The organism is Eubacterium ramulus (assembly GCF_003122485.1).
Classification (GTDB): domain Bacteria; phylum Bacillota; class Clostridia; order Lachnospirales; family Lachnospiraceae; genus Eubacterium_I; species Eubacterium_I ramulus_A.
The window spans coordinates 18,372-44,527 of sequence record NZ_JRFU01000089.1 but is presented as its reverse complement, the minus strand read 5'-3'; the positions used below and the strand labels follow the sequence as shown (position 1 = coordinate 44,527).

The 26,156-nt window shown below is 44.2% G+C and carries 25 protein-coding genes; 24 read left to right on the top strand and 1 reads right to left on the bottom strand.

The window, feature by feature from the left end; translation table 11 throughout:
* Positions 1 to 375: 375 nt before the first annotated feature.
* The 22 genes from LG34_RS08115 to LG34_RS08010 all read left to right on the top strand — a co-directional run bounded on the left by LG34_RS08115 (position 376) and on the right by LG34_RS08010 (position 22,973).
* A complete protein-coding gene (locus tag LG34_RS08115; protein ID WP_109215629.1) occupies positions 376 to 1,227 on the top strand; it encodes a transketolase in 852 nt (283 codons plus the stop codon).
* 14 nt (positions 1,228 to 1,241) lie between these two features.
* A complete protein-coding gene (locus LG34_RS08110; RefSeq protein ID WP_109215628.1) occupies positions 1,242 to 2,207 on the top strand; it encodes a transketolase family protein in 966 nt (321 codons plus the stop codon).
* 29 nt (positions 2,208 to 2,236) lie between these two features.
* On the top strand, positions 2,237 to 3,349 hold the full coding sequence (locus LG34_RS08105) for a 4-hydroxybutyrate dehydrogenase (protein ID WP_109215627.1): 1,113 nt from the start codon (positions 2,237 to 2,239) through the stop codon (positions 3,347 to 3,349).
* A gap of 38 nt (positions 3,350 to 3,387) precedes the next feature.
* Entirely contained in the window at positions 3,388 to 4,701 is a 1,314-nt protein-coding gene (locus LG34_RS08100; RefSeq protein WP_109215626.1) for an acetyl-CoA hydrolase/transferase family protein, read from the top strand.
* A 130-nt stretch (positions 4,702 to 4,831) separates the two neighbouring features.
* Positions 4,832 to 5,782 carry an ATP-dependent 6-phosphofructokinase gene (locus tag LG34_RS08095; RefSeq protein WP_109215625.1) on the top strand — a complete coding sequence of 317 codons (951 nt, stop codon included), beginning with the start codon at positions 4,832 to 4,834 and terminating at the stop codon, positions 5,780 to 5,782.
* A gap of 443 nt (positions 5,783 to 6,225) precedes the next feature.
* On the top strand, positions 6,226 to 7,617 hold the full coding sequence (locus LG34_RS08090; RefSeq protein ID WP_109215624.1) for an alanine/glycine:cation symporter family protein: 1,392 nt from the start codon (positions 6,226 to 6,228) through the stop codon (positions 7,615 to 7,617).
* A 175-nt stretch (positions 7,618 to 7,792) separates the two neighbouring features.
* Entirely contained in the window at positions 7,793 to 9,034 is a 1,242-nt protein-coding gene (gene codB, locus LG34_RS08085; protein WP_109215623.1) for a cytosine permease, read from the top strand.
* Between the two features lie 105 nt (positions 9,035 to 9,139).
* On the top strand, positions 9,140 to 10,081 hold the full coding sequence (locus LG34_RS08080; protein ID WP_109215622.1) for a nitrilase-related carbon-nitrogen hydrolase: 942 nt from the start codon (positions 9,140 to 9,142) through the stop codon (positions 10,079 to 10,081).
* Complete coding sequence (locus LG34_RS08075) at positions 10,068 to 10,283, top strand: hypothetical protein (protein ID WP_109215621.1); 216 nt, start codon at positions 10,068 to 10,070, stop codon at positions 10,281 to 10,283. The genes LG34_RS08080 and LG34_RS08075 overlap by 14 nt, the downstream gene beginning before the upstream one ends.
* 222 nt (positions 10,284 to 10,505) lie before the next feature.
* Complete coding sequence (locus tag LG34_RS08070) at positions 10,506 to 10,949, top strand: transcriptional repressor (RefSeq protein WP_242979833.1); 444 nt, start codon at positions 10,506 to 10,508, stop codon at positions 10,947 to 10,949.
* Between the two features lie 127 nt (positions 10,950 to 11,076).
* Positions 11,077 to 11,544, top strand: a complete 468-nt coding sequence (rimP, locus tag LG34_RS08065; RefSeq protein ID WP_109215620.1) for a ribosome maturation factor RimP — start codon at positions 11,077 to 11,079, stop codon at positions 11,542 to 11,544.
* Between the two features lie 21 nt (positions 11,545 to 11,565).
* Positions 11,566 to 12,795 (top strand): transcription termination factor NusA, encoded by a 1,230-nt coding sequence (gene nusA / locus LG34_RS08060; RefSeq protein ID WP_109215619.1) that lies wholly within the window; start codon positions 11,566 to 11,568, stop codon positions 12,793 to 12,795.
* Positions 12,788 to 13,057: an RNase P modulator RnpM gene (gene rnpM / locus LG34_RS08055; RefSeq protein WP_109215618.1), complete on the top strand. Its 270-nt coding sequence runs from the start codon at positions 12,788 to 12,790 to the stop codon at positions 13,055 to 13,057. Before nusA ends, rnpM begins: the two co-directional genes overlap by 8 nt.
* Positions 13,047 to 13,367 (top strand): L7Ae/L30e/S12e/Gadd45 family ribosomal protein, encoded by a 321-nt coding sequence (locus tag LG34_RS08050; RefSeq protein WP_109215617.1) that lies wholly within the window; start codon positions 13,047 to 13,049, stop codon positions 13,365 to 13,367. The genes rnpM and LG34_RS08050 overlap by 11 nt, the downstream gene beginning before the upstream one ends.
* Before the next feature lie 12 nt (positions 13,368 to 13,379).
* The gene (gene infB, locus LG34_RS08045; protein WP_109215616.1) at positions 13,380 to 16,019 is read left to right on the top strand and encodes a translation initiation factor IF-2; all 2,640 of its coding nucleotides are present in this window, start codon (positions 13,380 to 13,382) and stop codon (positions 16,017 to 16,019) included.
* A gap of 17 nt (positions 16,020 to 16,036) precedes the next feature.
* Positions 16,037 to 16,405, top strand: coding sequence for a 30S ribosome-binding factor RbfA (rbfA, locus tag LG34_RS08040; RefSeq protein ID WP_109215615.1), 369 nt, complete (start codon positions 16,037 to 16,039; stop codon positions 16,403 to 16,405).
* A gap of 10 nt (positions 16,406 to 16,415) precedes the next feature.
* Positions 16,416 to 17,405: a DHH family phosphoesterase gene (locus LG34_RS08035; RefSeq protein WP_109215632.1), complete on the top strand. Its 990-nt coding sequence runs from the start codon at positions 16,416 to 16,418 to the stop codon at positions 17,403 to 17,405.
* Complete coding sequence (gene truB, locus LG34_RS08030) at positions 17,387 to 18,292, top strand: tRNA pseudouridine(55) synthase TruB (RefSeq protein ID WP_109215614.1); 906 nt, start codon at positions 17,387 to 17,389, stop codon at positions 18,290 to 18,292. The genes LG34_RS08035 and truB overlap by 19 nt, the downstream gene beginning before the upstream one ends.
* Positions 18,293 to 18,301: 9 nt before the next feature.
* Positions 18,302 to 19,228: a bifunctional riboflavin kinase/FAD synthetase gene (locus LG34_RS08025; RefSeq protein WP_109215613.1), complete on the top strand. Its 927-nt coding sequence runs from the start codon at positions 18,302 to 18,304 to the stop codon at positions 19,226 to 19,228.
* Positions 19,229 to 19,421: 193 nt separating this feature from the next.
* Entirely contained in the window at positions 19,422 to 19,688 is a 267-nt protein-coding gene (rpsO, locus tag LG34_RS08020) for a 30S ribosomal protein S15 (RefSeq protein WP_022036754.1), read from the top strand.
* A 194-nt stretch (positions 19,689 to 19,882) separates the two neighbouring features.
* Positions 19,883 to 21,967: a polyribonucleotide nucleotidyltransferase gene (locus LG34_RS08015; RefSeq protein ID WP_109215612.1), complete on the top strand. Its 2,085-nt coding sequence runs from the start codon at positions 19,883 to 19,885 to the stop codon at positions 21,965 to 21,967.
* A 121-nt stretch (positions 21,968 to 22,088) separates the two neighbouring features.
* On the top strand, positions 22,089 to 22,973 hold the full coding sequence (locus LG34_RS08010) for a S8 family peptidase (protein WP_109215611.1): 885 nt from the start codon (positions 22,089 to 22,091) through the stop codon (positions 22,971 to 22,973).
* A gap of 70 nt (positions 22,974 to 23,043) precedes the next feature.
* Here the strand turns inward: LG34_RS08010 and LG34_RS08005 are convergent, their stop codons facing one another.
* Positions 23,044 to 24,312, bottom strand: a complete 1,269-nt coding sequence (locus LG34_RS08005) for a D-alanyl-D-alanine carboxypeptidase family protein (protein ID WP_109215610.1) — start codon at positions 24,310 to 24,312, stop codon at positions 23,044 to 23,046.
* 160 nt (positions 24,313 to 24,472) lie between these two features.
* Here LG34_RS08005 and LG34_RS08000 point away from each other — a divergent pair, with 160 nt between their 5' ends.
* Positions 24,473 to 25,240 carry a segregation and condensation protein A gene (locus LG34_RS08000; RefSeq protein ID WP_109215609.1) on the top strand — a complete coding sequence of 256 codons (768 nt, stop codon included), beginning with the start codon at positions 24,473 to 24,475 and terminating at the stop codon, positions 25,238 to 25,240.
* A gap of 6 nt (positions 25,241 to 25,246) precedes the next feature.
* Positions 25,247 to 25,816, top strand: a complete 570-nt coding sequence (gene scpB, locus LG34_RS07995; protein WP_109215608.1) for an SMC-Scp complex subunit ScpB — start codon at positions 25,247 to 25,249, stop codon at positions 25,814 to 25,816.
* The last annotated feature ends 340 nt before the right edge of the window (positions 25,817 to 26,156 follow it).

Sequence of the window (26,156 nt, the reverse complement as noted above, 5' to 3'; positions counted from 1 at the left end):
TTATTACTCACCACTTGCAGAAGTGGGAGTCTTCTCGACTGAGATAAACAAAAACCTGCCGGCAGTTGTCAGTATAGAATGAAAAAGTTTGTTAATGAGCAAGATAGTATACCAAAATAGTATACCAAAATAATGCAAAATTGCAAAAAACAATGGAAAAAATGCAAAAAAATCGATGTTAAAATGCGTGAAAATGATTGCAATATTAAAAAATGCAAAAAAAGTAACCACTAAAAATTGTGTATATTATACAAAGAAATGGTGGATAGTATAAATATAATTGACATATATGATATACAGAAGTATATTACAAACAGAAAGTATATTATTTCAAAAATGGTATACAATTTAGCGAACGAACGAAAGGAGCGCATTATGTTGACAGAAAAAAGAGTACATGAATTAAAAGTATTTGCGGAAGAAATTCGCGTCGAGACATTAAAAATCATTCACTCAAGAGGTTTCGGACACGTAGGCGGTTCCATGTCACTGGCAGATGCCATGGCAGTTCTGTACGGAGAAGTAATGAATGTCCGTCCGGAAGAACCGCGTTGGGAAGACAGGGATTGGTTTGTATTATCAAAGGGACATGGCGGACCGGTTATGTATGCAACTTTAGGACTGAAAGGTTTTTATCCGGTAGAGGATGCATACACACTGAACCAGCCGCATACAAGATTCCCATCCCACACAGACCGTCGTATGACACTGGGTGTTGATCTGACTACCGGTTCTCTTGGACAGGGAATGAGCGAGGCAGTAGGTGCAGCGCTTGCAAATAAAATGAAAGGCAAAACAAGCCACGTATTCGTCACAGTAGGTGATGGAGAGGCAGACGAAGGACAGATCTGGGAAGGTGCACAGTTTGCAGCACATTATAAATTGGATCATCTGATCTGTCTGATCGATGATAACAAACGACAGCTTGACGGTACCTGTGAGCAGGTTATGGGTCATGCAAAAGGAATTGGCGCAAAATTCGATGCTTTTGGATGGAATGTGATCAATGTAGCAGACGGAAATGATGTTTCACAGATTTACGATGCAGTAATGGCAGCATACGAGACAGAAGGAAAACCAACCTGTATCGTATTAAATACGATCAAAGGAAAAGGTGCAACTTTTGCAGAACCGATCGGAGCACATTCATCTCAGCCGTCGGAAGAGGAATGGGAAGAAGCAATCAAGGCAGCAGAAGAAAGACTTGCTGCAGTACGTGCTCAGTAAAGGAGGAAGCGATTATGAGTTATACATTGATAGGTGAACATAAAAAAGATGCAAGAGCAAATCGTGATGGTTATATCGCTGCAATGACAGAGTTGATGGAAAATGATCCGACAATCGTACATGTAGACTGTGATCTGGGCGGGTGTATCAACGTAGGAAAACTTCAGGCGAAATTCCCCGACAGAGTATTCAATGCCGGAATCGCAGAGCAGAATGCTGTTGGTGTTGCTTCCGGTATGGCAGCAGCAGGCATGAAAGCATTCGTACATTCCTTTGGATGTTTCGCAGCACGCCGTTGCTTTGACCAGGCGTTTCTGGCAGCCGGTTATTCTCAGGTTCCGGTACATATCATCGGCTCCGATCCGGGTGTAACCGCAGCGTTCAACGGTGCAACACATATGCCGTTCGAGGATGGCGCTTTATATATGACTGTTCCAGGCGCGGTTGTCATTGATTCCTGTGATTATGTACAGACAAAATCTCTGACAAAGAAACTGGCAGAGTATCCGAAGTTAAGCTATATGCGTCTGATCCGTAAAAATTTCAAAACCATTTATGCAGATGGTTCAGAGTTTGAAATCGGAAAAGGCGTTACCTTAAAAGATGGAAAAGATGTAACAATCATTGCTTCCGGAATTATGCTGGATGAAGCATTACGTGCAGAAGAAATTTTAAGCGCAGAAGGTATTTCTGCCCGCGTGATCGATATGCATACATGGAAACCAATCGATGAGGAACTGATCTGCAAGGCAGCAGAAGAGACAGGATGCATCGTTACCGCAGAGAATCATCAGGTTGGATGCGGACTTGGTTCCGCAGTTGCAAACGTTCTGGTTGCAAACAAACCGGTTCCGATGGAGCGTGTTGGTATTCAGGACCGTTTCGGTCAGGTTGGTCCACAGGATTTCCTGATGAAAGAGTACAATCTGATGGCAGAAGATATCGTAGAGGCAGTAAAGAAAGTTATTTCCAGAAAGTAAAGGGAAGCCAGACCGGAGGTATAGGTATAATGAAAACTTTAATGTTGAAACCGGACATTTATAATTATGATACTGCAAAAGAGTTTGCAGAGGATTTTATGTTGGGTGAGGGAGATTTAGTTGTTACAAACGAATATATTTACAATCCGTATTTCGGAGGTCTGAATCTGAAATGTGATGTAATTTTCCAGGAAAAATACGGCATGGGAGAGCCATCCGATGATATGGTAGAGGCAATGTGCCGCGATATCAAAGGTGAGCACAAACGTGTCATCGCCATTGGTGGTGGAACAGTTCTGGACATTTCCAAACTGTTTGCACTCCGTCAGGTATCACCGGTTCTGGATCTGTATGACGGAGAAATCCCGGCAGTGAAAAATAAAGAGCTGGTTCTGGTACCGACTACCTGTGGTACTGGAAGTGAGGTAACAAACATTGCAATTCTGGCATTGAACAGCCGTGGAACCAAAAAAGGTTTGGCAGTGGATGACATGTATGCAGATGAGGCAGTTCTGATTCCGGAACTGTTAAAAGGACTTCCGTTTGGCGTATTCGCAACAAGTTCTATTGATGCCCTGATCCATGCTATCGAGTCCAGTCTTTCCCCGAAGGGAAATGAGACAACCAGAATGTTTGGTTACCGTGCCATCGAAATGATCCTGACCGGATACATGAAGATCGCAAAAGAAGGCAAAGAGGCAAGAATCCCGTTATTAAATGATTTCCTTATGGCAAGTAACTATGCTGGTATCGCATTCGGAAATGCAGGTTGTGCAGCAGTTCACGCATTAAGTTATCCGCTTGGCGCTACCTTCCATGTACCGCACGGAGAAGCAAATTATGCAATGTTTACCGGTGTTATGAACAACTACATGGAGATCAAGACAGACGGTGAGATTGAAAAACTGAATAATTACATTGCCGGAATCCTTGGATGTGATGCAGCAAATGTATATGAGGAACTGGAAAAATTACTGAATACGATCATTCAGAAGAAATCGTTGCATGAGTATGGTATGACAGAGGCTCAGATTGATGAGTTTACGGATTCCGTTATCGAAAACCAGCAGCGTCTGTTAGTAAATAACTTTGTATACTTAGACAGAGACCGTATTCGCAAGATTTATACAGAACTGTTCTAAAGCCGGATTGTGTATAGATAAAAACAGGGGTAAAAAAGATGGATTGGAAGATTACATATAAAGATCGCATCTGTACTGCAAAAGAAGCAGTATCCCATATCAAATCAGGTGACAGAGTCGCTGTAGCACATGCCTGCAGCGAGCCTGTCATTCTGACAGATGCTATGGTAGAAATCGCAGATGAGATGAACTGGAAAGATATCGAAGTGGTACATATGGTTGCCATGGGAAAAGCAGGTTACTGCGCACCGGAGATGGCAAAGCATTTTCGGCATAACGCATTGTTTGCCGGTGGTTCCACAAGAAAAGCGATTGAAGAAGGCAGAGCGGATTTTACACCGATCTTCTTCTCAGAAGCACCGGAATATTTCCGGACACAGGCACCGCCAGATGTAGCGTTGATTCAGGTAAGTGAGCCGGATGCACAGGGTTACTGTTCCTTTGGCGTATCCTGTGATTATACAAAGACATGTGCAGAGACAGCAAAATTAAGAATCGCACAGGTAAATCCGAAAATGCCGCGTGTGCACGGAGATAATTTTATTCATGTCAGCAAACTGGATTACATTGTGGCAGAGAGCAGTGATCTGATTCAGCTTCCACCGCCAAAGATCGGGGAAGTTCAGAAAAAGATTGGTGAACACGTTGCTTCACTGGTAAAAGACGGTGACTGCCTGCAACTTGGAATCGGTGCGATCCCGGATGCAGTATTACTGTTTTTGAAAGATAAAAAAGATCTTGGTATCCACAGTGAAATGTTTTCCGATGGTGTGGTAGAGCTGCTCGAAGCAGGTGTGATCACAAATGCACGCAAACAGATTCAGAAAGGACAGTGCGTGGCAACTTTCCTGATGGGAACAGATCGTTTATATAATTATGTAAATGATAATCCGAGTGTCAATCTGATGCCGGTAGATGTGGTCAATGATCCGAAAGTCATCTGCCAGAATGATAATGTAGTTTCCATAAACTCTTGTGTAGAAGTAGATCTGATGGGGCAGGTGGCAAGTGAATCCGTAGGAATGAAGCAGATTTCCGGTGTCGGTGGTCAGGTAGACTTTGTCCGGGGCGCAAATATGTCAAAGGGCGGTCGTACGATCATGGCAATGCCGGCAACCGCAGCAAAAGGAACGATTTCCAAGATTGTTCCGCTGTTGGCAGAAGGCGCAGCTGTTACTACAAGCCGGTGTGATGTGGATTATGTTGTGACCGAATACGGCGTTGCACAGTTACACGGAAAATCATTGCGGGAGAGAGCGAAAGCGCTGATCAATATTGCGGCACCGGAGTTTCGGGAAGCATTGGGTGCGGAATACGAAAAGAGATTCCATGAAAAATTAGAGATCGCTTAAAAACAGAGATTGATATTTGTATTATTATAGGAAGATTCTGAGAATAGGATAATTGTTTCGTTTAGTTAGATATGGAACTCATATTGAGATGAAGTATGACGGAAAATAGCAGGAAGAGCAGGGAACTGATATGAAAAAAATTGCAGTTTTGACAAGTGGCGGAGATGCACAGGGCATGAACGCGGCAATCTATGGCATATTTGGAAGAGCACAGGAATTGGGATATGAACTGTATGGCATCCGCAATGGATATGCGGGATTGTTACGGGAAGATATCGTAAAACTTCACAGAGAAGATGTGCGGCATATTGTTGCAAAAGGCGGAACGATTCTGGGAACTGCCCGTTGTGATGAGTTCAAAGAACTTTCCGTGCAGAAGAAAGCTGCAGACATCTGCCGAAAATATGGGATCAGTGATCTCATTGTAATCGGTGGAGATGGTTCTTATCAGGGAGCTTACTGTCTTTCCAAGCAGGGAATCGGCGTGGTCGGTGTTCCGGGAACCATCGATCTGGATATCGGTTGTACGGAATACACGATTGGTTTTGATACGGCGGTCAATATTGCAGTGGAAGCCATTGACCGTATCGCAGATACCTCAGAAGCACATTCCTGTTTCAGCGTGGTAGAAGTAATGGGACGGCGTGCCGGATTTATCGCTCTGTGGAGCGGCATTGCAGGATCAGCAAGAGCTATTTTTGCAGACAGCAATACAACGGCAGAACAGATCGTAGACCATTTACGAAAATATCATTTTACTTCCGGAACAATCGTGCTGGCAGAGGGCGCAGGAAAAGCAGAGCCGATGGCAGAGATCATCGAGCGGGAATTACATGTACATACCCGTGCAAATGTACTTGCTTTTATCCAGCGCGGAGGCAATCCGACAGCAAAAGACCGTGTCTATGGAAGTATGATGGGAGCTTATGCGGTAGACTTGATCAAAAAAGGCAAAAACCATCATCTGGTCTGTGTGAAACACGATGAACTGTGTGGTGTAGAAATCAGTGAAGGTATGAAACAGACCAAAGAATGTTCCGCATATCTGGCACATTTAGGTCGGACATTAAGTTGTATCTGATCGAATCGTGCATAACAGCAGATTTTTAAATAGCAATTCAGATAACTCATGGATATAATATAACCCTTTCGTAAAAAAAGTATCGCACGACAATACGATACTTCTTTTTACATTATAAATGTTTATATTTTTTATTAGGAACAAAAGCAGTTCATACTTAACATTTGCTGCTCATCAATCTTACCAGCATATTGATCCTTTTACACTTGTTATTTCACTATGTAGATTAGAAAGTGATTCCATTTTTTCTTCGCAGGCGATTGTTAGCCGCGGAGACAAAATGGAATCATTTTCTTTCACAAAAGTACATGAAAAACACATAAGAAATCCATTGTATACAGTTCTCTTTTGTATTAAAATCTGTACATTGTAAAAAAAGTGTGCTATACTTTTTAAATCTGTCTGGACACAGACAGAATACAAATGAGTTGAGAGGTTAAAAAATGTTAGAAATTATCAAATCGGTGAACTCCGTGGTGAACAATTTCATCTGGGGTGTGCCTGCCATGATCTGCATTATCGGAGTGGGTCTTCTGCTCAGTGTGCGGACAAAATTCTTACAGATTCGTAAATTTCCATATGCAATGAAACAGACCATTGGAAAAATTTTTGATAAAAAGGATGCTTCCGATGGAGCCATGACTCCGTTCCAGGCAGTCTGTACGGCGCTGGCGGGAACCGTCGGAACCGGAAATATCGCCGGTGTTGCCGGAGCAATCGCTATCGGTGGTCCGGGTGCGGTATTCTGGATGTGGATTTCCGCGTTGCTTGGTATGTGTACCAAGTTTTCCGAGGTAACCCTTGCGGTACATTTTCGTGAGAAAAACGCAGTGGGAGACTGGGTTGGCGGTCCGATGTATTATATTAAGAACGGACTGAAAAAACACTGGCACTGGCTTGCGTTTTTGTTTGCCCTGTTTGGTGTATTAACCGTATTTGGAACCGGTAATGCCACACAGGTAAATACAATCACAACAGCGATTGATTCCGCGTTACTGAGTTTCAATATTATTCCGGAAAGTTCTACAAAAGTTGTCAATCTGGTGATGGGTATTATTGTTGCCATTTTAGTAGCCATGATCCTGCTTGGCGGTGTAAAACGTATCGGTCGTGTTACTGAACGTCTGATTCCGTTCATGGCATTATTATATATCGTACTTGCGTTTGGCGTTATTATTTTAAATATCGACCGTGTGCCTGGAGTATTTCATTCTATTATTGACGGTGCATTCCATCCGGCTTCTGTGACCGGTGGTATCGTAGGAAGCTTTTTCCTGAGTATGAAAAAAGGTGTAGCCCGCGGTATTTTCTCCAACGAGGCAGGTCTTGGTACTGGTTCCATTGCCCATGCATGTGCAGACACTGGAGAACCGGTAAAACAGGGTATGTTCGGTATTTTTGAAGTATTTACTGATACGATTCTGATCTGTACACTGACTGCTATGGTTATTCTGTGCAGTGGTATCCCGGTTGGATATGGCGCAGATGCAGGTGCAGAGCTGACTATTTCCGGATTTACCGCTACATATGGCAACTGGGTATCTATTTTTACCGCCATCGCACTTTGCTGTTTTGCATTTTCCACTATTATCGGATGGGGACTGTACGGTTCACGTTGTATGGAGTACCTGTCTTCTGAAAAATGGGTAAAACCGTTTATGGTCGTTTATGCACTGGTGGCAATCGTTGGTGCAACCATGGACCTTGGTATGCTCTGGAGCATTGCAGAGACATTCAACGGTCTGATGGCGATCCCGAACCTGATCGCGTTGTTCCTGTTGTCGGGTACGGTTGTGAAGCTGGTAAAGGACTATTTTGCAAGACAACATAAGTAGTCATTTTCATTATATATGTCCTTATATATTAGAAAAAAGAATAACATCAGGGATTGATATTTTTTTGACATAGTATAACCACCATGCTATATTTTAGAGCGGCAAAGGTGCCAGAGTATTTGGGTTGAGGTACTCCTGGCACCTTTTTTGCGAGAAAAAAGAGCAGGAGGATGTTATGGAAAACAACCAGACAAATGAGAAACAGCAGGATTACGAGCTTCAGGCGGTACCTGACAGCGCAAGAAAAGGTTTTCTGCCAATGTTTATGATCATGATGGGCTTTACCTTTTTCTCCGCCAGCATGAGTGTCGGCGGTCAGCTTGGTATTGGTCTGAACATGACAAAATTTATATGGGCTTTGCTCATCGGTAATGCGATTCTTGGCGTATATACCGGTATTCTTGGTTACATGGGATGCAAGACAGGACTTACCCTGGATCTGATGGCGAGACATGCTTTCGGAAAGAAAGGTTCCTGGCTTTGTTCCGCAATTATTACATTTACACAGATGGGATGGTTTGGCGTAGGTATCGCAATGTTTTCCATTCCGGTTGCAGAGCTGACTGGTATTCCGGTAGTAGTTCTTGTTATTCTGTCTGGTGGTCTTATGACAGCTTCTGCTTATTTTGGTATTAAATCTCTGGAGATCGTAAGCTGGATCGCAGTTCCGGCAGTCGGAATCCTGGGATGCATTTCTGTAGGGCTTGGTGTCTCTTCTATGGGCGGACTTGGTGGTCTGTTTGCAGCAGAACCGCAGAATCCGATCACACTGGCAACAGCCATTACACTGGTTGTAGGTTCTTTCGTCAGTGGTGGTACAACAACCCCGAACTATACACGTTTTGCAAAAACAAGAAAAATCGCAGTTATCGCAACAGTTATCGCGTTCTTTATAGGAAACTCCCTGATGTTCGTATTCGGTGCAGTAGGTGGTTCCGTAACAGGACAGGCAGATATTTTCTATATTATGATTGCACAGGGATTAGCACTTCCGGCTATCATTGTACTTGGATTAAATATCTGGACCACAGCCGATAACGGATTATATTCCTGTGGACTTGGACTTTCCAATATTACAGGATGCTCCAAAAAGAAAATGGTATTAGTCAGCGGTATCATTGGAATCGTAGCTTCTGTATGGTTATACTATAACTTTACTTCCTGGCTTACTTTCATGGGATATGCGATCCCTCCGGTTGGTGGTGTGGTAATCACTGATTACTTCATGCATCAGAGACGTTATCAGGAAAATGACACAACAAATATGAAAACCGTAAAATGGTATGCAATCATTGTCGTTGTTGCAGGTGCTATCGTTGGACTGAAAGTACCGGTTGGTATCGGTTCTATCAATTCCATCGTTGCAGCATGCGTTATTTACTTTATTGGAAGCAAAATCTGTGATAAAGAAAAATAAAGAATGATTTGTCAGATAAACCTTCCTATATCAAAGTATTACTGCTAATTGTATGAATACGAGTATAAAGCTGAACACAGGAAGGGTGACAGGGGGGTACAAAATATGAACAGAGGAAATGTATTTGGAATCAATGGAAAAATTGAGACAGAATGCCTGACTGTTGTTGGTGCGCAGTATGCGCCCATCGGTGCCATGAATATGGAAGACGTAGACCGCAATACAGAAACGCTGCTTTCTTTTATGGATCGGGCTTCCGGTGGCTTTCCGGGCTTTGATCTGTTTGTAGCACCGGAAGCGTGCATTCAGGGTTTCCCGCAGTTTGGATGGGAAAATGCGTTGCTTACCATGGACAGTCCGCAGATTAAGAAGTTTCAGAAAAAATGTGCGGAACTGGAAGTGTACGGAGTGTTTGATTTCCTGCTTCGGGTGGATGAACAGAACAATTACACCAATACCGCCATTGTGATCAATGACAAAGGTGAGATCATTCACCGCTATGATAAAATGAATCCGTGGATTCCTTTTGAGGGTTCCATTCCGGGACGCAGCTGTACCGTATGTGACGGACCGAAAGGTGCAAAATTTGGCATTATCATCTGTGCGGATGGCGATTATCCGGAAATGTGGCGGGAAGCAGCCGTGCAGGGCGCAAATGTGATCATCCGTCCGACCCATTACATGGATCCGTGGCAGAACGCATGGGAGATCACCAATAAATCCGGTGCTTATTTTAATCAGGTGTACGTAGTGGCAGTCAACTGTTCTGGAACAGCGGAAAATGAGAATTTTTCCTGCTTTGGACGAAGCATGATCTTGGGACCGGACGGAAACGTGATCTGTGAGGGCGCAAACGGAGCACCATCTATGATCAAGGCGGATCTGTATCCGGGCATTATCGATGCAATGCGCAGTCAGGCGGTTCATTCCGCACCGATGTATTCTTATGCGCACCGGGGCGCATCCAGTCATCCGTATGCAGGAAAGGGGCTGGATACTTCGGATTACACAGCTTATAAGCGAGGTGACAACGATGGCACAGTTTAAAGGAATGTTACATTTACTGCACAAGCGGATGGCTGATATTTCCTATCCCATCAGCAAACAGGAGATTCTGGAACAGATCGGGGATGAAATCGTGAAAGCAGGTGCAGATCAGTACCTGAGTGTACGGGAGATCCTAGCACCGATCCGTCAGGAGACATTTTCCTGTGCGGCAGAGTTTTACTGTGCATTGCTTGGGGCATAGAAGGCATAAATAACAGAAGGATAAGAACAGATATGATTCTGTCTTTTCGCAAATAGAGAAATTGAGAAACTCCTCAAAACGGGTATCAAAAACGGTATCGGTTTTGGGGAGTTTTTTGCACGTGAGTCATAGTTACCCTGAATAAGCAAAAAATAAAAAACATTATTGACACCTAACACACGTTGCTTTATACTAAAAAAAGATAGAGAAAGGAAATCTAGTATGCAGGCAACAGAATTAGAAAAGACGGAAAACTATTACAGAACGCAGATGCAGAAAGATCGGATCGTTGACAGATTAAAAGAGAACGGATGCCGTATCACAAAACAGCGCATGATTTTACTGGATGTGATTCTGAGTGGAAACTGCACCAGCTGCAAAGAGATTTATTATAAAGCATCCAAATTAGATCCGAAGATCGGAACAGCGACCGTATATCGTATGGTGAACCTGTTAGAACAGATCGGTGCCATCAGCCGGGTGAATCTGTATGAGGTGACCTGTGAGACCGGCGCAAAACGGGAAGAGCATGTGATCGAACTGGATGACAGTTCTGTGCGTGTGCTGACAGAACCGGAGTGGATGCGCGTGATCGAACGGGGATTGCGGGCGTGCGGATACATTGACCGACAGAATGTGCGGACAGTAAAAGCAGGCATGGTATAAAAAAAACTTGCATCTTTGTAAATAGTGTGATAAATTATTAATTAAGAATATGTAGTATGTTGTAAGAGTGGGCGCGAGTCCACTCTTAGTTGTTGTATAGTGAAATCTGAGAAAGAAGGTGACAAAGATGTCAAAACGCGAAGATTATGAAGCACGTACAGAAGCCTTATTACTTCCGATCATGGAAGAAATGAATTTTGAACTGGTAGATGTGGAATATGTAAAAGAGGGAAGCACCTGGTATTTACGCGCCTACATCGATAAAGAGGGCGGTATTACCGTCAATGATTGTGAGGCAGTTGCCCGCAGAATGAACGATCTGCTGGATGAGAAGGATTTTATTGCCGATTCTTATGTATTCGAGGTAAGTTCCCCGGGACTTGGCAGACCGCTGAAAAAAGAAAAAGATTATGTGAGAAGTATGGGAAAAGAATTAGAGATCCGTACTTATCGTGCAATCAACCGTCAGAAAGAATTTTATGGAATTCTGACCGGATATACAGAAGATACTGTAACGATTCAGCCGGAGGAAGGTGAAGCACTTACTTTCCAGAAAAACGAGATCGCACTGATCAGACTGGCATTTGATTTTTAGAACAGGAGGAAAAAGGAAAAAATGGCAAAAAGCAGCAAGAGCAAAAAAAATGCTGAGAGCAGAGAATTACTGGAAGCATTGACAATTTTAGAAAAAGAAAAAAATATCAGCAAGGATACATTACTGGAAGCAATTGAGAACTCACTGCTGACAGCATGTAAAAACCATTTTGGAAAAGCTGACAATATCAAAGTTACCATCGATCCGGAGACTTGTGAGTTTCATGTTTACGCTGAGAAAACCGTCGTACAGGAAGTGACAGATCCGCTGACAGAGATCAGCTTTGCAGAGGCAATGATGATCGGCGGTGGTCATGGACTTGGCGATGTGATCCATGAGGAGATCCAGTCCAAAGATTTCGGACGTATCGCAACACAGAATGCAAAGAATGTTATTTTACAGAAAATCCGTGAGGAAGAGCGCAAAGTGATCTTTGATCAGTATTATGGAATGTCCAAAGATATTGTAACCGGTATCGTTCAGCGTTATATTGGAAACAATGTAAGTATTGACCTTGGTAAAGTGGACGCTGTCCTCAGTGAAAACGAGATGATCCCGGGCGAGACATTTGAGCCGACCGAGCGTATCAAAGTATATGTGATCGATGTAAAATCTACTTCCAAAGGACCGAAAGTACTTGTATCCAGAACACATCCGGAACTGGTAAAACGTCTGTTTGAGGCAGAGGTTGCAGAGGTTCGTGACGGTATCGTTGAGATCAAGAGCATTGCCCGTGAGGCAGGAAGCCGTACAAAGATGGCAGTATGGTCCAATGATCCGGACGTTGATCCGGTAGGCGCATGCGTTGGTATGAACGGTGCCCGTGTCAATGCCATTGTAGAAGAGTTAAACGGTGAGAAGATCGATATCATCAACTGGAATGAGAACCCGGCTATGCTCATTGAGAATGCATTAAGCCCGGCAAAAGTTATCTCCGTTATTGCAGATGCAGAGGAGAACAAGGCAAAAGTTGTTGTTCCGGATTATCAGCTTTCCCTGGCAATCGGTAAAGAAGGCCAGAATGCACGTCTGGCAGCCCGCCTGACCGGATTCAAGATCGACATCAAGAGTGAGACACAGGCAAGAGAAGCCGGTGACTTCATGGATTATGAAGAAGATTACGAGGATGAAGAATTAAACGACATCGATCTGGAAGATATGAATGAGGAGTATCATCCGACAGATGCTTCCGATGACGATGGATTCATTAATATTCCGGAAATCGAAGATGAGGATGGAGAGAATGAATAAGAAAAGTCCGATGCGCATGTGTGTGGGATGTCACGAAATGCGGGAAAAAAGAGAAATGATCCGTGTTTTGAAAATGCAGGACAATACCTTTTGTATTGACGCGGCAGGTCGCAAAAACGGCCGCGGAGCATATTTGTGCAAAAAGATGGAGTGTCTGGATCAGGCAGTCCAGAATCACGGATTGGAACGTTCGTTCAAAATGAGTATACCAAAAGAAATTATTGCGGAATTGACAGAGGAGATGAAAACGATTGCAGAATAACAGGATTTTATCAGGTCTGGGGCTTGCACAGAAAGCCGGATGCATTGCCAGTGGAGAATTTGCGGTGGAGAAAGCCGTCAAAGGCGGTCTGGCGTGTGTTGTGATCGTGGCAGAAGATGCTTCCGATAATACAAAGAAGAAAATGAGAAATATGACAGATTTTTATGAAACCCCTCTGTATATCTATGGAAGTAAAGATGATCTTGGTCATTGCATCGGCAAGGAGTACCGCTCTATGGTAGCGATCCTGCAGCCGGGCTTTGCCAAATCTGTCATGAAGCAGTTAGATAACAGACCAACAACTGAATAGGGAGGAACTAGAATGGCAAAAATCAGAGTTCATGAAATTGCAAAAGAATATAATGTACCGGCAAAGGATGTAATGACTTTTCTGGAAGGACATAATATAGAAGTAAGCAGCCATATGAGTACACTGGAAGACAATGCGGTTGCATTAGTCAGAGGAAAATATGGAAAGAGTGGCGAGGCAGACGCAGATAAAAAAGAGCGTCCGAAGAAAAAATCAAGCATTTCTGCTGTATACAATCCGCAGAACAGCAAGATGAGCAATCGTCGTTCCAATAACGGAAACAGAAACGGGGATCGTCCGCAGCGCCAGAATGGAGATCGTCCACAGCGTGCAAACGGAGAGAACCGTCAGCGCCAGGATGGTGACCGTCCACGTTACGACAATCGTCAGCGTCAGAACGGTGACAGACCACAGCGTCAGAATGGAGATCGTCCACGTTACGACGGCGACCGTTCCCAGCGCCCAAATGGTGACCGTCCGGCAAGAAACGGTGATCGTCCACAGAGAAGATATGGTGACAGACCGGCAAGACAGGAAAATGGTGATAGAAATGGCCGTTATGAAAGAAAAGACAACAATAATCAGAAAGGCTTCCAGGGTAATCGCGGCGGTGGTAATAATTTTGGAGGTAATCGAAACAATCGACAGGACAATTCAGGTCGTTCGAGAGAATCGAGAGGACGCTTAGATCACGATATTTCACGTATGAACCGTGACAACAAGGCGTCCATCGAGGAATTGCGCGGAAAAGAGAATACACACGTAAATAAAAAGAAAAACAAACAGGATTACGAAAGAAAGAACCGTAAACAGGAGCAGTACGTAAACCTGGAGAAGAAGACGGGACACAAAAAACGGAATGCACAGCCACAGCCGCAGGCAGAAAAGAAGACAGATGAAGTTCGCAGCATTTCCCTGCCGGAAGTTATGACCGTTCGTGAGCTGGCAGAGCGTATCGATGTACCGGCTTCCAAAGTCGTAGAAAAATTATTCATGCAGGGTATTCTTGCAACTGTAAACCAGGAAGTTGATTACGAGAAAGCAGAAGAGATCGCACTGGAGTTCAACTGCATCGCTGAGCCGGAAGAGAAAGTAGATGTTATCGCTGAACTTCTGAAAGAGGAAGAAGAGGATGAAAACACACTGGTTTCCAGACCGCCGGTTGTATGTGTTATGGGACACGTTGACCATGGTAAAACTTCTCTGCTGGATGCCATTCGTGAGACTCATGTAACTGATCGCGAGGCAGGTGGTATCACACAGCATATCGGTGCATCTGTCGTACAGATCAACGGACAGAAGATCACATTCCTTGATACACCGGGTCATGAGGCATTTACAGCTATGCGTATGCGTGGAGCAAATTCTACGGATATCGCAATCCTGGTAGTTGCTGCTGATGACGGAATCATGCCGCAGACTATTGAGGCGATCAGCCATGCAAAAGCAGCAGGCATTGAGATCATTGTAGCCATCAACAAGATTGATAAAGAGAGCGCAAATATCGATTATGTAAAACAGGGTCTTGCAGAGCAGGGACTGATCCCGGAAGACTGGGGTGGAAGCACCATCTGTGTACCGGTATCTGCACGTACCGGAGAAGGCATCACAGAACTTCTTGAGATGGTACTGCTGACAGCAGATATTCTTGAGCTGAAAGCAAATCCGAAGAGAAAAGCCCGTGGTCTTGTTATCGAAGCACAGCTGGATAAAGGACGTGGTGCAGTTGCAACCGTTCTGGTTCAGAAAGGTACCTTAAAAGTCGGAGAGCCGATCGCAGCAGGAAGCAGCTATGGTAAAGTACGTGCCATGATCGATGATAAGGGAAGACGTGTCAAAGAGGCAGGTCCTTCTACACCGGTTGAGATCCTTGGTCTGAACAGTGTTCCGAATGCAGGTGAAGTATTCGTTGCATGTGATTCTGATAAGGACGCAAGAAGCTTTGCAGATACTTTTGTATCCCAGAACAGAGAGAAAATGCTTGAGGAGACCAGATCCAGAATGTCTCTGGATGATCTGTTCTCACAGATTCAGACTGGCAACTTAAAAGAGCTGGAACTGATCGTAAAAGCAGACGTTCAGGGTTCTGTAGAGGCAGTAAAACAGAGTTTGACCAAACTTTCCAACGAGGAAGTAGTCGTAAAAGTAATCCATGGCGGTGTTGGTGCCATCAACGAGTCCGATGTTTCTCTGGCTTCCGCATCCAATGCGATCATCATTGGATTTAACGTAAAACCGGATGTAACTGCAAAAGCAACTGCAGAGCAGGAGCATGTAGACATTCGTCTGTACTCCGTTATTTACAAAGCAATTGAGGATATCGAGGCAGCAATGAAAGGTATGCTGGATCCGATCTTTGAGGAGAAAGTCATCGGTCATGCAGAAGTTCGCCAGATCTTCAAAGCTTCCGGTGTCGGCAACATTGCCGGTTCTTACATTCTGGATGGTGTATTTGAGCGTAACTGCAAAGTTCGTATCACAAGAGAAGGAAAACAGATCTTCGAGGGTGATTTAGCTTCCCTGAAACGTTTCAAAGACGATGTCAAAGAAGTAAAAGCCGGATATGAATGTGGTCTTGTATTTGAAGGATTTAACGACATTGCAGAGTTTGATGTCGTAGAAGCATATAAGATGGTAGAAGTACCAAGATAGTCTGGAGATGACAGAATATGAGAAAAAACAGTATTAAAAATACCCGTTTAAATGAAGAAGTAATGCGTGAGTTATCTACGATCATCCGCAATGAGATTAAGGACCCGCGTATTCATCCGCTGACCACCGTGTCAGCGGTACAGGTTGCTCCGGATCTGAAAACCTGCAAGGTTTATATCAGTGTACTGGGTGACAAAAAAGAAAAAGAGGATACCATTCAGGGATTGAAAAATGCAGCAGGCTATGCGAGACGTTGTCTTGCACAGTCCCTGAATCTCAGAAATACACCGGAACTTCGGTTTATTCTGGATGAGTCCATTGAATATGGCATTGAGATGTCAAAGAAGATTGATGCATTAACAGGTGGCAGCAAAGAGGAAGAGTAAGAGGATGGACATGATTTCATTAGATTCATATTTGGAAGGAATCCATACAGTAGCTATTTCCGGTCATATCCGGCCGGATGGCGACTGTGTGGGCTCCTGCCTGGCAGTATATAATTATATTTGTGACAATTATCCGGACATTATGGCGGATGTGTATCTGGAGACAATACCGGACAAATTTCTGTTTTTGAAAAATGCGAACAAGATTCGCCATATTCGTGAGACAGACGGTAAAAAAGAATACGATCTGTTTATTGCCCTGGATTGCGGGGATGCAGGTCGTCTGGGATTGGCAGGACAGTATTTTGAGGTGGCAAAAAGCACATTTTGTGTAGATCATCATATCAGTAACCAGTCTTTTGCTGATTTTAACTATATTTTCCCAAATGCAAGCTCTACCTGTGAACTGGTTTATCAGCTTTTAGATAGCAGCAAGATCACAAAAGAGATTGCCGAGTGTATTTATCTTGGAATCGTGCATGATACAGGTGTGTTTCAATATTCCTGCACCTCATCGAAGACGATGGAGATTGCGGGAAAACTGATGGATAAGGGCATTGATTATTCCCGGATCGTAGACGAGACATTCTATATCCGTACTTTTGCGCAGCAGCAGATTCTTGGAAAGGCACTGATGGATGCGGAGCTGCATTTTGACGGAATGTGTATTTCCAGTGTGATCAAGCGCAAACAGCTGGAAAAATTTCATGTGGAACCAAAAGATCTGGATGGAATTGTAAGTACCCTGCGTTCTACCACGGGCGTAGAGGCTGCTGTGTTTGTATATCCGAATGAAAATGATACTTATAAAGTCAGTCTTCGTTCCGCTTCTTATGTGGATGTGGCAGCGATCGCCGTAGAATTTGGCGGCGGCGGACATTGCCGGGCAGCCGGTGCGTCCATCGAGGGAAAACCGGATGACATCCTCAAAAAAGTACTTGCAAAAGTCAGAAAGCAGTTAAAGACAAAAGAGGAAGATGGATGTACAACGGAATCATAAATGTATACAAGGAAAAAGGATATACTTCTTTTGATGTAGTGGCGCGGATGCGCGGGATCTGTGGACAGAAGAAAATCGGTCATACCGGGACGTTAGATCCGGATGCGGAAGGCGTGCTGCCAGTCTGCCTTGGAAAAGCAACGAAAGTCTGTGATATGCTGACCGATTCGGATAAGGTATATCGTGCAGTCATGCAGCTTGGCGTGGAAACGGATACACAGGATCTGACGGGAACCATTTTAAAAAAAGTGGATACTTCCGGTCTTATGGAACAGAAGGTTATGGATGCGGTGATGCAGTTTGAAGGCGAGATCCATCAGGTTCCGCCAATGTATTCCGCATTGAAAGTAAATGGAAAGAAACTGTGTGATCTGGCCAGAGCCGGTGTCACTGTGGAGCGGAAAGCCCGTCCGGTGACGATTTATAAGATTCAGGTGGAAAACATAGCACTTCCGTACGTAACAATGACGGTTTCCTGTTCCAAGGGTACTTACATTCGTACGTTGTGTCATGACATTGGACAGAAACTTGGCTGTGGTGCGGCTATGAAAAGCCTTGTCCGTCTTCAGGCAGCAGGATATCGCATGGAAGATGCATATAAGTTGGACACCTTACAGGAATATAAAGAAGCTGGCACATTAAAAGATGTGGTGACCCCGATCGAACATGTATTTGAAGTGTATCCGGTGCTGACAGCAAAGCCGGAATTTGACATTATGTTAAAAAATGGCAATAAGATGGCGCTGCAGCAGTTTCAGGAAACGATAAAACCGGAACCGGAAATGAAAGTGCGTGTCCGGATGTCGGATGGACGTTTTGCAGCCGTTTATGAATATCGGGAAGATCTTGGACTGTTCCGTCCGTCAAAAATGTTTTTGGAGGATTAACGAGTAAGGATGAAATATATAAAAGATACATTGGATTTTAAAATTGAAGAACCTTCGGTTATCACTCTGGGCAAGTTTGACGGTCTGCACAGCGGACACCGTTATCTGATGGAGGCTATGCAGAAAGGCAAGGAGCAGGGGCTCAAATGTGTGATCTTTACTTTTGATATTCCACCGAAAGCGATTCACAAGGATACGTACAATGTGTTATCTACGAATGAAGAAAAAGCACATATTTTCGCAGAAGCGGGAGTGGATTATCTGATCGAATGCCCGTTTACCGATGACTTCCGTCAGCTTTCTCCCTATGCATTTTTGCAGATGCTGAAAGAGAAGATCAATGTAAAAATGATCGTGGCAGGCACGGATTTTCATTTTGGATATCAGCGTGCCGGTTCCTTTCGGGAATTACAGCAGTATGCGGATGATCTGGGCTATGAGGCAGTGATCGTTAAGAAAAAACAGTACAAAGGCGAGGATATCAGCAGTACGAGAATCCGTAAGGAGATTGCAGAAGGAAATATGGAAGAAGCCAATTATCTGCTGGGCTATTCTTATTTTCTCACCGGCCCGGTGCTTCACGGCAACGAGATCGGACGGACCATCGGAATCCCGACAGCAAATCAGCGCCCGGAAGAATTTAAACTGCTTCCACCAAAGGGTGTGTATGCAGTGGAGATTCTGGCAGAAGGAAAACAGTATGACGGTATCAGCAACGTGGGATGCAAGCCGACCATTGAAGGGGTCAATCCTATGGGCGTAGAGACATTTTTGTTTGACTACTCAGGCAATCTGTACGGAAAGGACATCAAAGTGTCTTTCCTGAAGTTTATCCGCCCGGAGCGGAAATTTGGTTCTCTGGCAGAATTAAAGGCACAGATGGACCGGGATATTTTGGTTTGTAAGGAATATCTGAAAAATGTGCATGAAGCATAAAAAGAGATAGCAGATGATTTTTGGTAAGTCTGACGGTGGATGATTTTGCAGAAAGTGGTTTACAAGTCAGATTGAATATGATATATTGATTAGGCGTGAGTAAAAAGCCCATACTCAGTACCCGGACACTCCGACCGGTACTTAGTAAACACGCGTGATTGGGCGATTATAAAAAATAAAGGAGGAAATCAAGATGATTTCAAAAGAAAAAAAAGCAGCGATTATGGCAGAGTATGGTAGAACACCAAACGATACAGGATCGCCGGAAGTACAGATTGCAATCTTAACAGCAAGAATCCAGGAGCTCACAGAGCATCTGAAAGAGAACCCGAAGGATCATCATTCCAGAAGAGGTCTTCTGAAAATGGTTGGTCAGAGACGTGGTATGCTTGCTTACCTTCAGAAAAAAGATCTGGAAGGTTATCGTGCACTGATCGCAAAATTAGGCATCAGAAAATAATAACAGGATAGCTGTCAGAATAGAGCGGAATTTCCGCTCTATTTTGGATTGGCGGGAGGATTTATCCGAGACCGCTGATGTGTGCAAAACCATGGATCACTTGTACAAAGGATAGATGCAAGTGTGATGTGGGAAAGTTTTGTACAGATCAGTAGTTTCGGGTCTCCTGCCACAGTAAAGAAGGAGAGAAAATAATGAAGAAAACCTATTCAATGGAACTGGCCGGAAGAACATTAAGCGTTGATATCGGTCGTGTAGCCGCACAGGCAAATGGCGCAGCTCTTATGCATTATGGAGATACAGTTGTATTATCTACAGCAACTGCATCCGAAAAACCGCGTGAGGGAATCGATTTCTTCCCGTTAAGCGTAGAGTTCGAAGAGAAAATGTATTCTGTAGGAAAAATCCCGGGTGGATTTAACAAACGTGAGGGAAAAGCATCTGAGAACGCTGTTTTAACAGCACGTGTTATCGACCGTCCGATGCGTCCGTTATTCCCGAAGGATTACAGAAATGACGTTACTTTAAATAACATGGTAATGAGCGTTGATCCGGAGTGCCGTCCGGAGCTTCTTGCAATGCTTGGTTCTGCTATCGCAACAAGTATTTCCGATATTCCGTTCTGCGGACCGTGTGCAACTACACAGATCGGTATGGTAAACGGCGAATTCGTTGTAAACCCGTCTCAGGCTGACTGGGATAACGGAGATCTTCAGTTGACTGTTGCATCTACTTCCGAGAAAGTTATCATGATCGAGGCAGGCGCAAACGAGATCAAAGAAGAGAAAATGATCGAAGCTATCTATATGGCTCATGAGATCAACCAGACAATTATCGAATTTATCAACAAAATGGTTGCTGAGATCGGCAAACCAAAACATGAGTATACAAGCTGTGCAGTTCCGGAAGAAATGTTCGCAGCAATGCGCGAGATCGTAACACCGGAAGAGATGGAAGAAGCTGTATTTACGGATGTAAAACAGGTTCGTGAGGAGAATATCCGTGTCATCACAGAGAAACTGGAAGAGGCATTTGCAGAGAACGAAGAGTGGCTTGCAGTTCTTGGCGAGGCAGTATATCAGTATCAGAAAAAGACTGTTCGTAAGATGATCTTAAAAGATCACAAACGTCCGGATGGTCGTGCCATCACACAGATCCGTCCGCTGGCAGCAGAAGTTGACCTGATTCCGCGAGTTCATGGTTCTGCAATGTTTACCCGTGGACAGACACAGATCTGTACGATCACAACTCTGGCTCCGTTATCTGAAGTTCAGAAAGTAGACGGATTGGATGAGAATATTACAAGCAAACGTTACATGCATCACTACAACTTCCCGTCCTACTCTGTAGGTGAGACAAAACCGTCCAGAGGACCGGGACGTCGTGAGATCGGACATGGAGCATTAGCTGAGAAAGCATTAGTACCGGTACTTCCGAGCGAGGAAGAATTCCCGTATGCAATCCGTACTGTATCTGAGACATTTGAGTCCAATGGATCTACTTCTCAGGCAAGTATCTGTGCATCTACCATGTCTCTGATGGCAGCAGGTGTACCGATCAAGAAACCGGTTGCAGGTATTTCCTGTGGTCTGGTAACAGGCGAGACAGATGATGATTACATCGTTCTGACAGATATCCAGGGTCTGGAAGATTTCTTTGGCGATATGGACTTTAAAGTAGCCGGAACACATGACGGTATCACAGCAATCCAGATGGATATCAAGATCCACGGACTGACAAGACCGATCGTAGAGGAAGCTATTGCAAGAACACGTGAAGCAAGACTTTACATTCTGGATGAAGTTATGAAACCGGCGATCGCTGAGCCGAGAGCACAGGTTGGAAAATATGCACCGAAGATCATCTCCATGCAGATCGATCCGCAGAAGATCGGTGATGTTGTTGGTCAGAGAGGAAAGACCATCAATGCCATCATCGAGCAGACTGGTGTTAAAATCGACATTACAGATGACGGTTCCGTATCTATCTGTGGTACAGACGCAGACATGATGAACCGTGCAGCAGAGCTGATCCGCATCATCGTAACAGATTTCGAGGCAGGTCAGGTTCTTACAGGTAAAGTCGTAAGCATTAAAGAGTTTGGTGCATTCATCGAGTTCGCTCCGGGCAAAGAGGGAATGGTTCATATTTCCAAGATTTCCAAAGAGCGTATCAACCGTGTAGAAGACGTTCTGACACTTGGCGACAAGGTTACCGTTGTTTGCCTTGGAAAAGACAAGATGGGAAGAATCAGCTTCAGCATGAAAGATGTAAAATAATAAATGATGAAATAAAAACCGGTGGGCAGATGCCTGCCGGTTTTGTTTTGGCTAAAATTGGAAATTTCGTTAAAATTTTCCCGGACAAAAGCACTTTCTGCCAGGCAGAATATATTACTATATGGAAAGAATCTTAAAATATATTCATGCGTCTGCTGCATACAGACAGGGGATTTTCGGACAGGGTATTCTTGTAGCGGTGCTGGATACGGGAATTTCTCCCCATACCGATCTGCAGGGGAGAATTGCCGGATTTCGGGATTATATCAGACAGCGTCCGCAGCCTTATGATGATAACGGACATGGAACGCATATCAGCGGAATCATAGGAGCCGGTGGGAAAGGAGCCATTCATGGAGTTGCACCGGGGTGCTATTTGTGGAGCTGTAAGGTTTTGGATAAAAACGGAAACGGAAAAATTCAGGATACCTGTCAGGCAGTAGAGGATATTGTTGCATACAATCAGAGACATACGCAGAAAATACGAATTATGAATATCTCTGTTGGTATGTTGGAACGGGTACAGCCGGAATTGCAGAAGCGTCTGTTGCAATGTGTAGAACGTGCCTGGGATCAGGGGATTGTGGTACTGGCAGCCGCAGGCAACAATGGGCCGGGAGAACATACGGTGACCAGTCCCGGGATCTCAAAGAAAATTATTACGGTGGGAAGCTTGGATAGCTGCAGTGAAACCAGACGGGAACTGAGCCTGTATTCCGGGCGGGGGCCGACAGCGTCCTGTGTGGTAAAACCGGAGATCGTGATGCCGGGAACGGATATTATCAGTTGTGGCACGCGTCAGGGAAGTTATGTGAAAAAGAGTGGAACTTCCATGGCGGTGCCAATTGTATCTGGTATCATTGCGTTACTTTTGAGCAAAGATCCTTCTCTGACACCAAATGAGGTAAAATTACAGTTGTATCGCAGCGCGGACCGTACCGGGATGGATCGCCGGATAAAATGCTGGGGAACCATTGATCTTCGAAAATTACTATCTGTATATTAAATATAGATCGCAAAGGAACTGGGGGCATGAGTAAGTGGTAAAGGCGGATGGTGAATGTTCGTTTTGTGCGCTAGAAATATTGATGAGAGCAGTAATTCTTAGCAACGGAAGGTTCTCCATTTGAGCTGTGGTTACTATTGTTCAGGAAGAACCGGGATACAATCTGTACCCATGCATCTTTCAAAGTAAGTAACGGAATACTATTGGCAGCAAGAATGTTAACAGATCCCACATTTTCGCTGTTTAGTGTATACACAGCTTTGCCGATCACGTCACCCTTTTGAATTGGAGCTTCCACACGATCCGGGAGCTCTAATTTTTTCTCCAATTCTCCACTGGTATTTTGGGTGTCAAGATAATGGAAAGCGGATTCATATTGCAGTGAAAGCTGTGACTGACTGCCTCTGGAAACCAAAATGTCCGGTAAGACATCCTGATTTTCATCTGTATACACGCGGCAGTTGACAAATCCCCAGTCGAACATGGATTTCACATCTGCAATGCGCTCTTTGCTGCTTGCGGCGCCCATAACGACTGCAATCAGACTGAGCGAATCTTTCGTTGCGGTTGCGGAGAGACAGAAACCGGCTTTGGAGGTAAAACCGGTTTTCAGTCCGGTGGCATAAGGATACTGCTTGATCAGATGGTTCGTATTGCTGAGGGTAAAGGCAGAATCGCCCCGGGCAGTATGGTGAATGATATCTTCCTGCCAGATTTTGGTATAATCAAAAATTGCCGGATGATTTACCGTAAGTTCCCGTGACATCAGGGCGATGTCATTGGCGCAGGAATAATGATTGTCTGCATCGAGTCCGCAGCAGTTTACAAAATTTGTATGTGTCATGCCAAGGGAGGCAGCAGTTTCATTCATTTTCTGAACAAAGGCATCTTCACTTCCGCTGATCAGTTCTGCCATGGCAACACAGGCATCATTGGCACTGGCAACGGTGATACATTTGATTAGAGTTTCCACCGTCTGGGTTTCGTTTGGCTCTAAGTACACCTGAGAACCGCCCATGCCGGCAGCATGTTCTGAAATCGTTACCGTGTCTTCCAGATGAATCTGTCCGGCTTCCAGTGCCTGAAAAATCAAAAGCAGTGTCATGATTTTGGTGACGCTTGCCAGCGGGCGTTCTTCGGTGGAATTTTTTTCATACAGGATCGTACCGGTGGCAGCATCCATTAAGAGGGCGCATGGCGCGGTAACGGAAGGGGCAGAGCCAGCAGTTTCTGTATCAGATGCAGAGATTTCTGTGGCATAAGTGGTGACAGGAAGGGTGCACAACAGCAGCAGGAGCGCGAGAAAAACAGAAAAGTGGCGTTTCAATCTTATTTTCATATAGAATCCCGGAATGTTTTTCTATATTTTTATGTGCCGGTGGGAAAAACTATGCGTTTGACAGGGAGAAAGTGGGAGAAGAAAGGGAAAAACCAGAGAAAGACCTTGAATTTTTGCGGGGATTCAGTACAATAGTGTAAGATTGGAGAAAATGTGTCTTATGGAATTAAAGGTAAAACTGGAAGTATTTGAGGGACCGTTGGATCTGCTGCTTCATTTACTGGATAAAAACAAGGTGAGTATTTATGATATTCCGATCGTGGAGATTACGAACCAATATCTGGATTATATTCGGGAGATGCAGCGTCAGGATCTGAACATTATGAGTGAATTTCTGGTTATGGCGGCAACGCTTCTGGAGATCAAGTCCAAATGGCTTCTGCCCAAGGAAGAGTCTGAGGAGGAAGAAGAAATCGATCCCCGTGCGGAACTGATGGAGCAGCTGCTGCAGTACAAGCTGTTTAAATATATGTCACAGGAATTAAAAGACCGGCAGATTGATGCGGGACGCCGTCTGTTCAAAAATCCATCAATTCCGGAGGAAGTGCGCTCTTATGAAGAACCGCTGGATCTGGATGAATTGACGAAAGGGTACGATCTGAAGAAGCTGCATGCGATTTTTGAATCAGTCATGAAAAAACAGACTGATAAAATGGATCCGATCCGTTCCAGATTTGGAAAAATCGAACGGGAGGAAGTGTCACTGGATGAAAAAATGATCTATCTGGAAACTTACTGCATGGAACATGAACGTTTTTCTTTCCGGGATCTGCTGGAGCGGCAGGGAAGTAAGGTGGAGATCATTGTAACCTTCCTTGGTATTCTGGAACTGATGAAAACCGGGCGGATACAGATCGAACAGGAACATTTATTTGACGAAATCTATATTACCGTATGCCCGAAAACGGAATTGGAGATACAGGAGTAAAGAAACATGAAAATTGAAGAATACGAAGCAGCGGCAGAAGCGATTCTGTTTGCAATGGGAGATTCGGTAGAACTGAAAAAACTGGCGTTTGCGCTGCAGGTCGGAGAGCGGGAGGCAGAACTGATCGTGCGGAATCTGGCAGACCGCTATCAGGCATCCAACTGTGGACTGCAGATCCTGGAACTGGATGGCGCGTATCAGATCTGTACAAAACCGTCCCAGTATGAATATCTGATCCGGATCGCAAAGCAGCCACGCAAACAGGTGCTGACGGATGTATTATTGGAAACGTTATCGATTGTTGCGTATAAGCAGCCGGTAACAAAAGTAGAGATTGAAAAAATCCGCGGGGTATCCTGTGAACATGCCATTAATAAACTTCTGGATTATGGACTCATTCAGGAGGCAGGACGTCTGGATGCACCGGGACGACCGATCTTGTTTGGAACCACGGAAGAGTTTTTACGCTGTTTTGATGTGCAGTCTGTGGAAGAATTACCGGACATGAATCCGGATAAGATCGAGGAATTGAAGCAGGAAGCTGAGGAAGAAGTGCAGCTTCAGTTGAAAGTGTAATTAACAGAACGAAACAAAATAAAACAGAATAAAAAAGTTCACAAAATTAAGTGGCAAAATTATACGAATTCGATTAAAAACATTGTTAATTAATTGACTATTATAAACAAGTGCTAATATCCTTTGTGATGATTTGTACAAAATACACAAAAATAGGTTGTAAAAATAGGTTAAAGTGACTAACCGGAAACCTGATAACCCATTTATCAGTATTGAAATAAATACAATCCTATATTAATATACGACACATGGGCGTTGCGAAACGGATGAAAATATGTAAAAAATATACAAAAAGCAGTTCTGGAATTTACATAAAATCATCGTGATGCAACCGACTTTA

Bases quoted from the DNA above. Each gene is read 5' to 3' on its own strand.
- LG34_RS08010 (WP_109215611.1), top strand. From the start codon at position 22,089: ATGGAAAGAATCTTAAAATATATTCATGCGTCTGCTGCATACAGACAG.
- LG34_RS08070 (WP_242979833.1), top strand. From the start codon at position 10,506: ATGCAGGCAACAGAATTAGAAAAGACGGAAAACTATTACAGAACGCAG.
- LG34_RS08000 (WP_109215609.1), top strand. From the start codon at position 24,473: ATGGAATTAAAGGTAAAACTGGAAGTATTTGAGGGACCGTTGGATCTG.
- LG34_RS08110 (WP_109215628.1), top strand. From the start codon at position 1,242: ATGAGTTATACATTGATAGGTGAACATAAAAAAGATGCAAGAGCAAAT.
- LG34_RS08115 (WP_109215629.1), top strand. From the start codon at position 376: ATGTTGACAGAAAAAAGAGTACATGAATTAAAAGTATTTGCGGAAGAA.
- codB (WP_109215623.1), top strand. From the start codon at position 7,793: ATGGAAAACAACCAGACAAATGAGAAACAGCAGGATTACGAGCTTCAG.
- LG34_RS08100 (WP_109215626.1), top strand. From the start codon at position 3,388: ATGGATTGGAAGATTACATATAAAGATCGCATCTGTACTGCAAAAGAA.
- rnpM (WP_109215618.1), top strand. From the start codon at position 12,788: ATGAATAAGAAAAGTCCGATGCGCATGTGTGTGGGATGTCACGAAATG.
- LG34_RS08005 (WP_109215610.1), bottom strand. From the start codon at position 24,312: ATGAAAATAAGATTGAAACGCCACTTTTCTGTTTTTCTCGCGCTCCTG.
- rpsO (WP_022036754.1), top strand. From the start codon at position 19,422: ATGATTTCAAAAGAAAAAAAAGCAGCGATTATGGCAGAGTATGGTAGA.
- LG34_RS08025 (WP_109215613.1), top strand. From the start codon at position 18,302: ATGAAATATATAAAAGATACATTGGATTTTAAAATTGAAGAACCTTCG.
- rimP (WP_109215620.1), top strand. From the start codon at position 11,077: ATGTCAAAACGCGAAGATTATGAAGCACGTACAGAAGCCTTATTACTT.
- scpB (WP_109215608.1), top strand. From the start codon at position 25,247: ATGAAAATTGAAGAATACGAAGCAGCGGCAGAAGCGATTCTGTTTGCA.
- LG34_RS08075 (WP_109215621.1), top strand. From the start codon at position 10,068: ATGGCACAGTTTAAAGGAATGTTACATTTACTGCACAAGCGGATGGCT.
- LG34_RS08080 (WP_109215622.1), top strand. From the start codon at position 9,140: ATGAACAGAGGAAATGTATTTGGAATCAATGGAAAAATTGAGACAGAA.
- LG34_RS08015 (WP_109215612.1), top strand. From the start codon at position 19,883: ATGAAGAAAACCTATTCAATGGAACTGGCCGGAAGAACATTAAGCGTT.
- LG34_RS08090 (WP_109215624.1), top strand. From the start codon at position 6,226: ATGTTAGAAATTATCAAATCGGTGAACTCCGTGGTGAACAATTTCATC.
- nusA (WP_109215619.1), top strand. From the start codon at position 11,566: ATGGCAAAAAGCAGCAAGAGCAAAAAAAATGCTGAGAGCAGAGAATTA.
- LG34_RS08035 (WP_109215632.1), top strand. From the start codon at position 16,416: ATGATTTCATTAGATTCATATTTGGAAGGAATCCATACAGTAGCTATT.
- LG34_RS08105 (WP_109215627.1), top strand. From the start codon at position 2,237: ATGAAAACTTTAATGTTGAAACCGGACATTTATAATTATGATACTGCA.
- infB (WP_109215616.1), top strand. From the start codon at position 13,380: ATGGCAAAAATCAGAGTTCATGAAATTGCAAAAGAATATAATGTACCG.
- LG34_RS08095 (WP_109215625.1), top strand. From the start codon at position 4,832: ATGAAAAAAATTGCAGTTTTGACAAGTGGCGGAGATGCACAGGGCATG.
- rbfA (WP_109215615.1), top strand. From the start codon at position 16,037: ATGAGAAAAAACAGTATTAAAAATACCCGTTTAAATGAAGAAGTAATG.
- truB (WP_109215614.1), top strand. From the start codon at position 17,387: ATGTACAACGGAATCATAAATGTATACAAGGAAAAAGGATATACTTCT.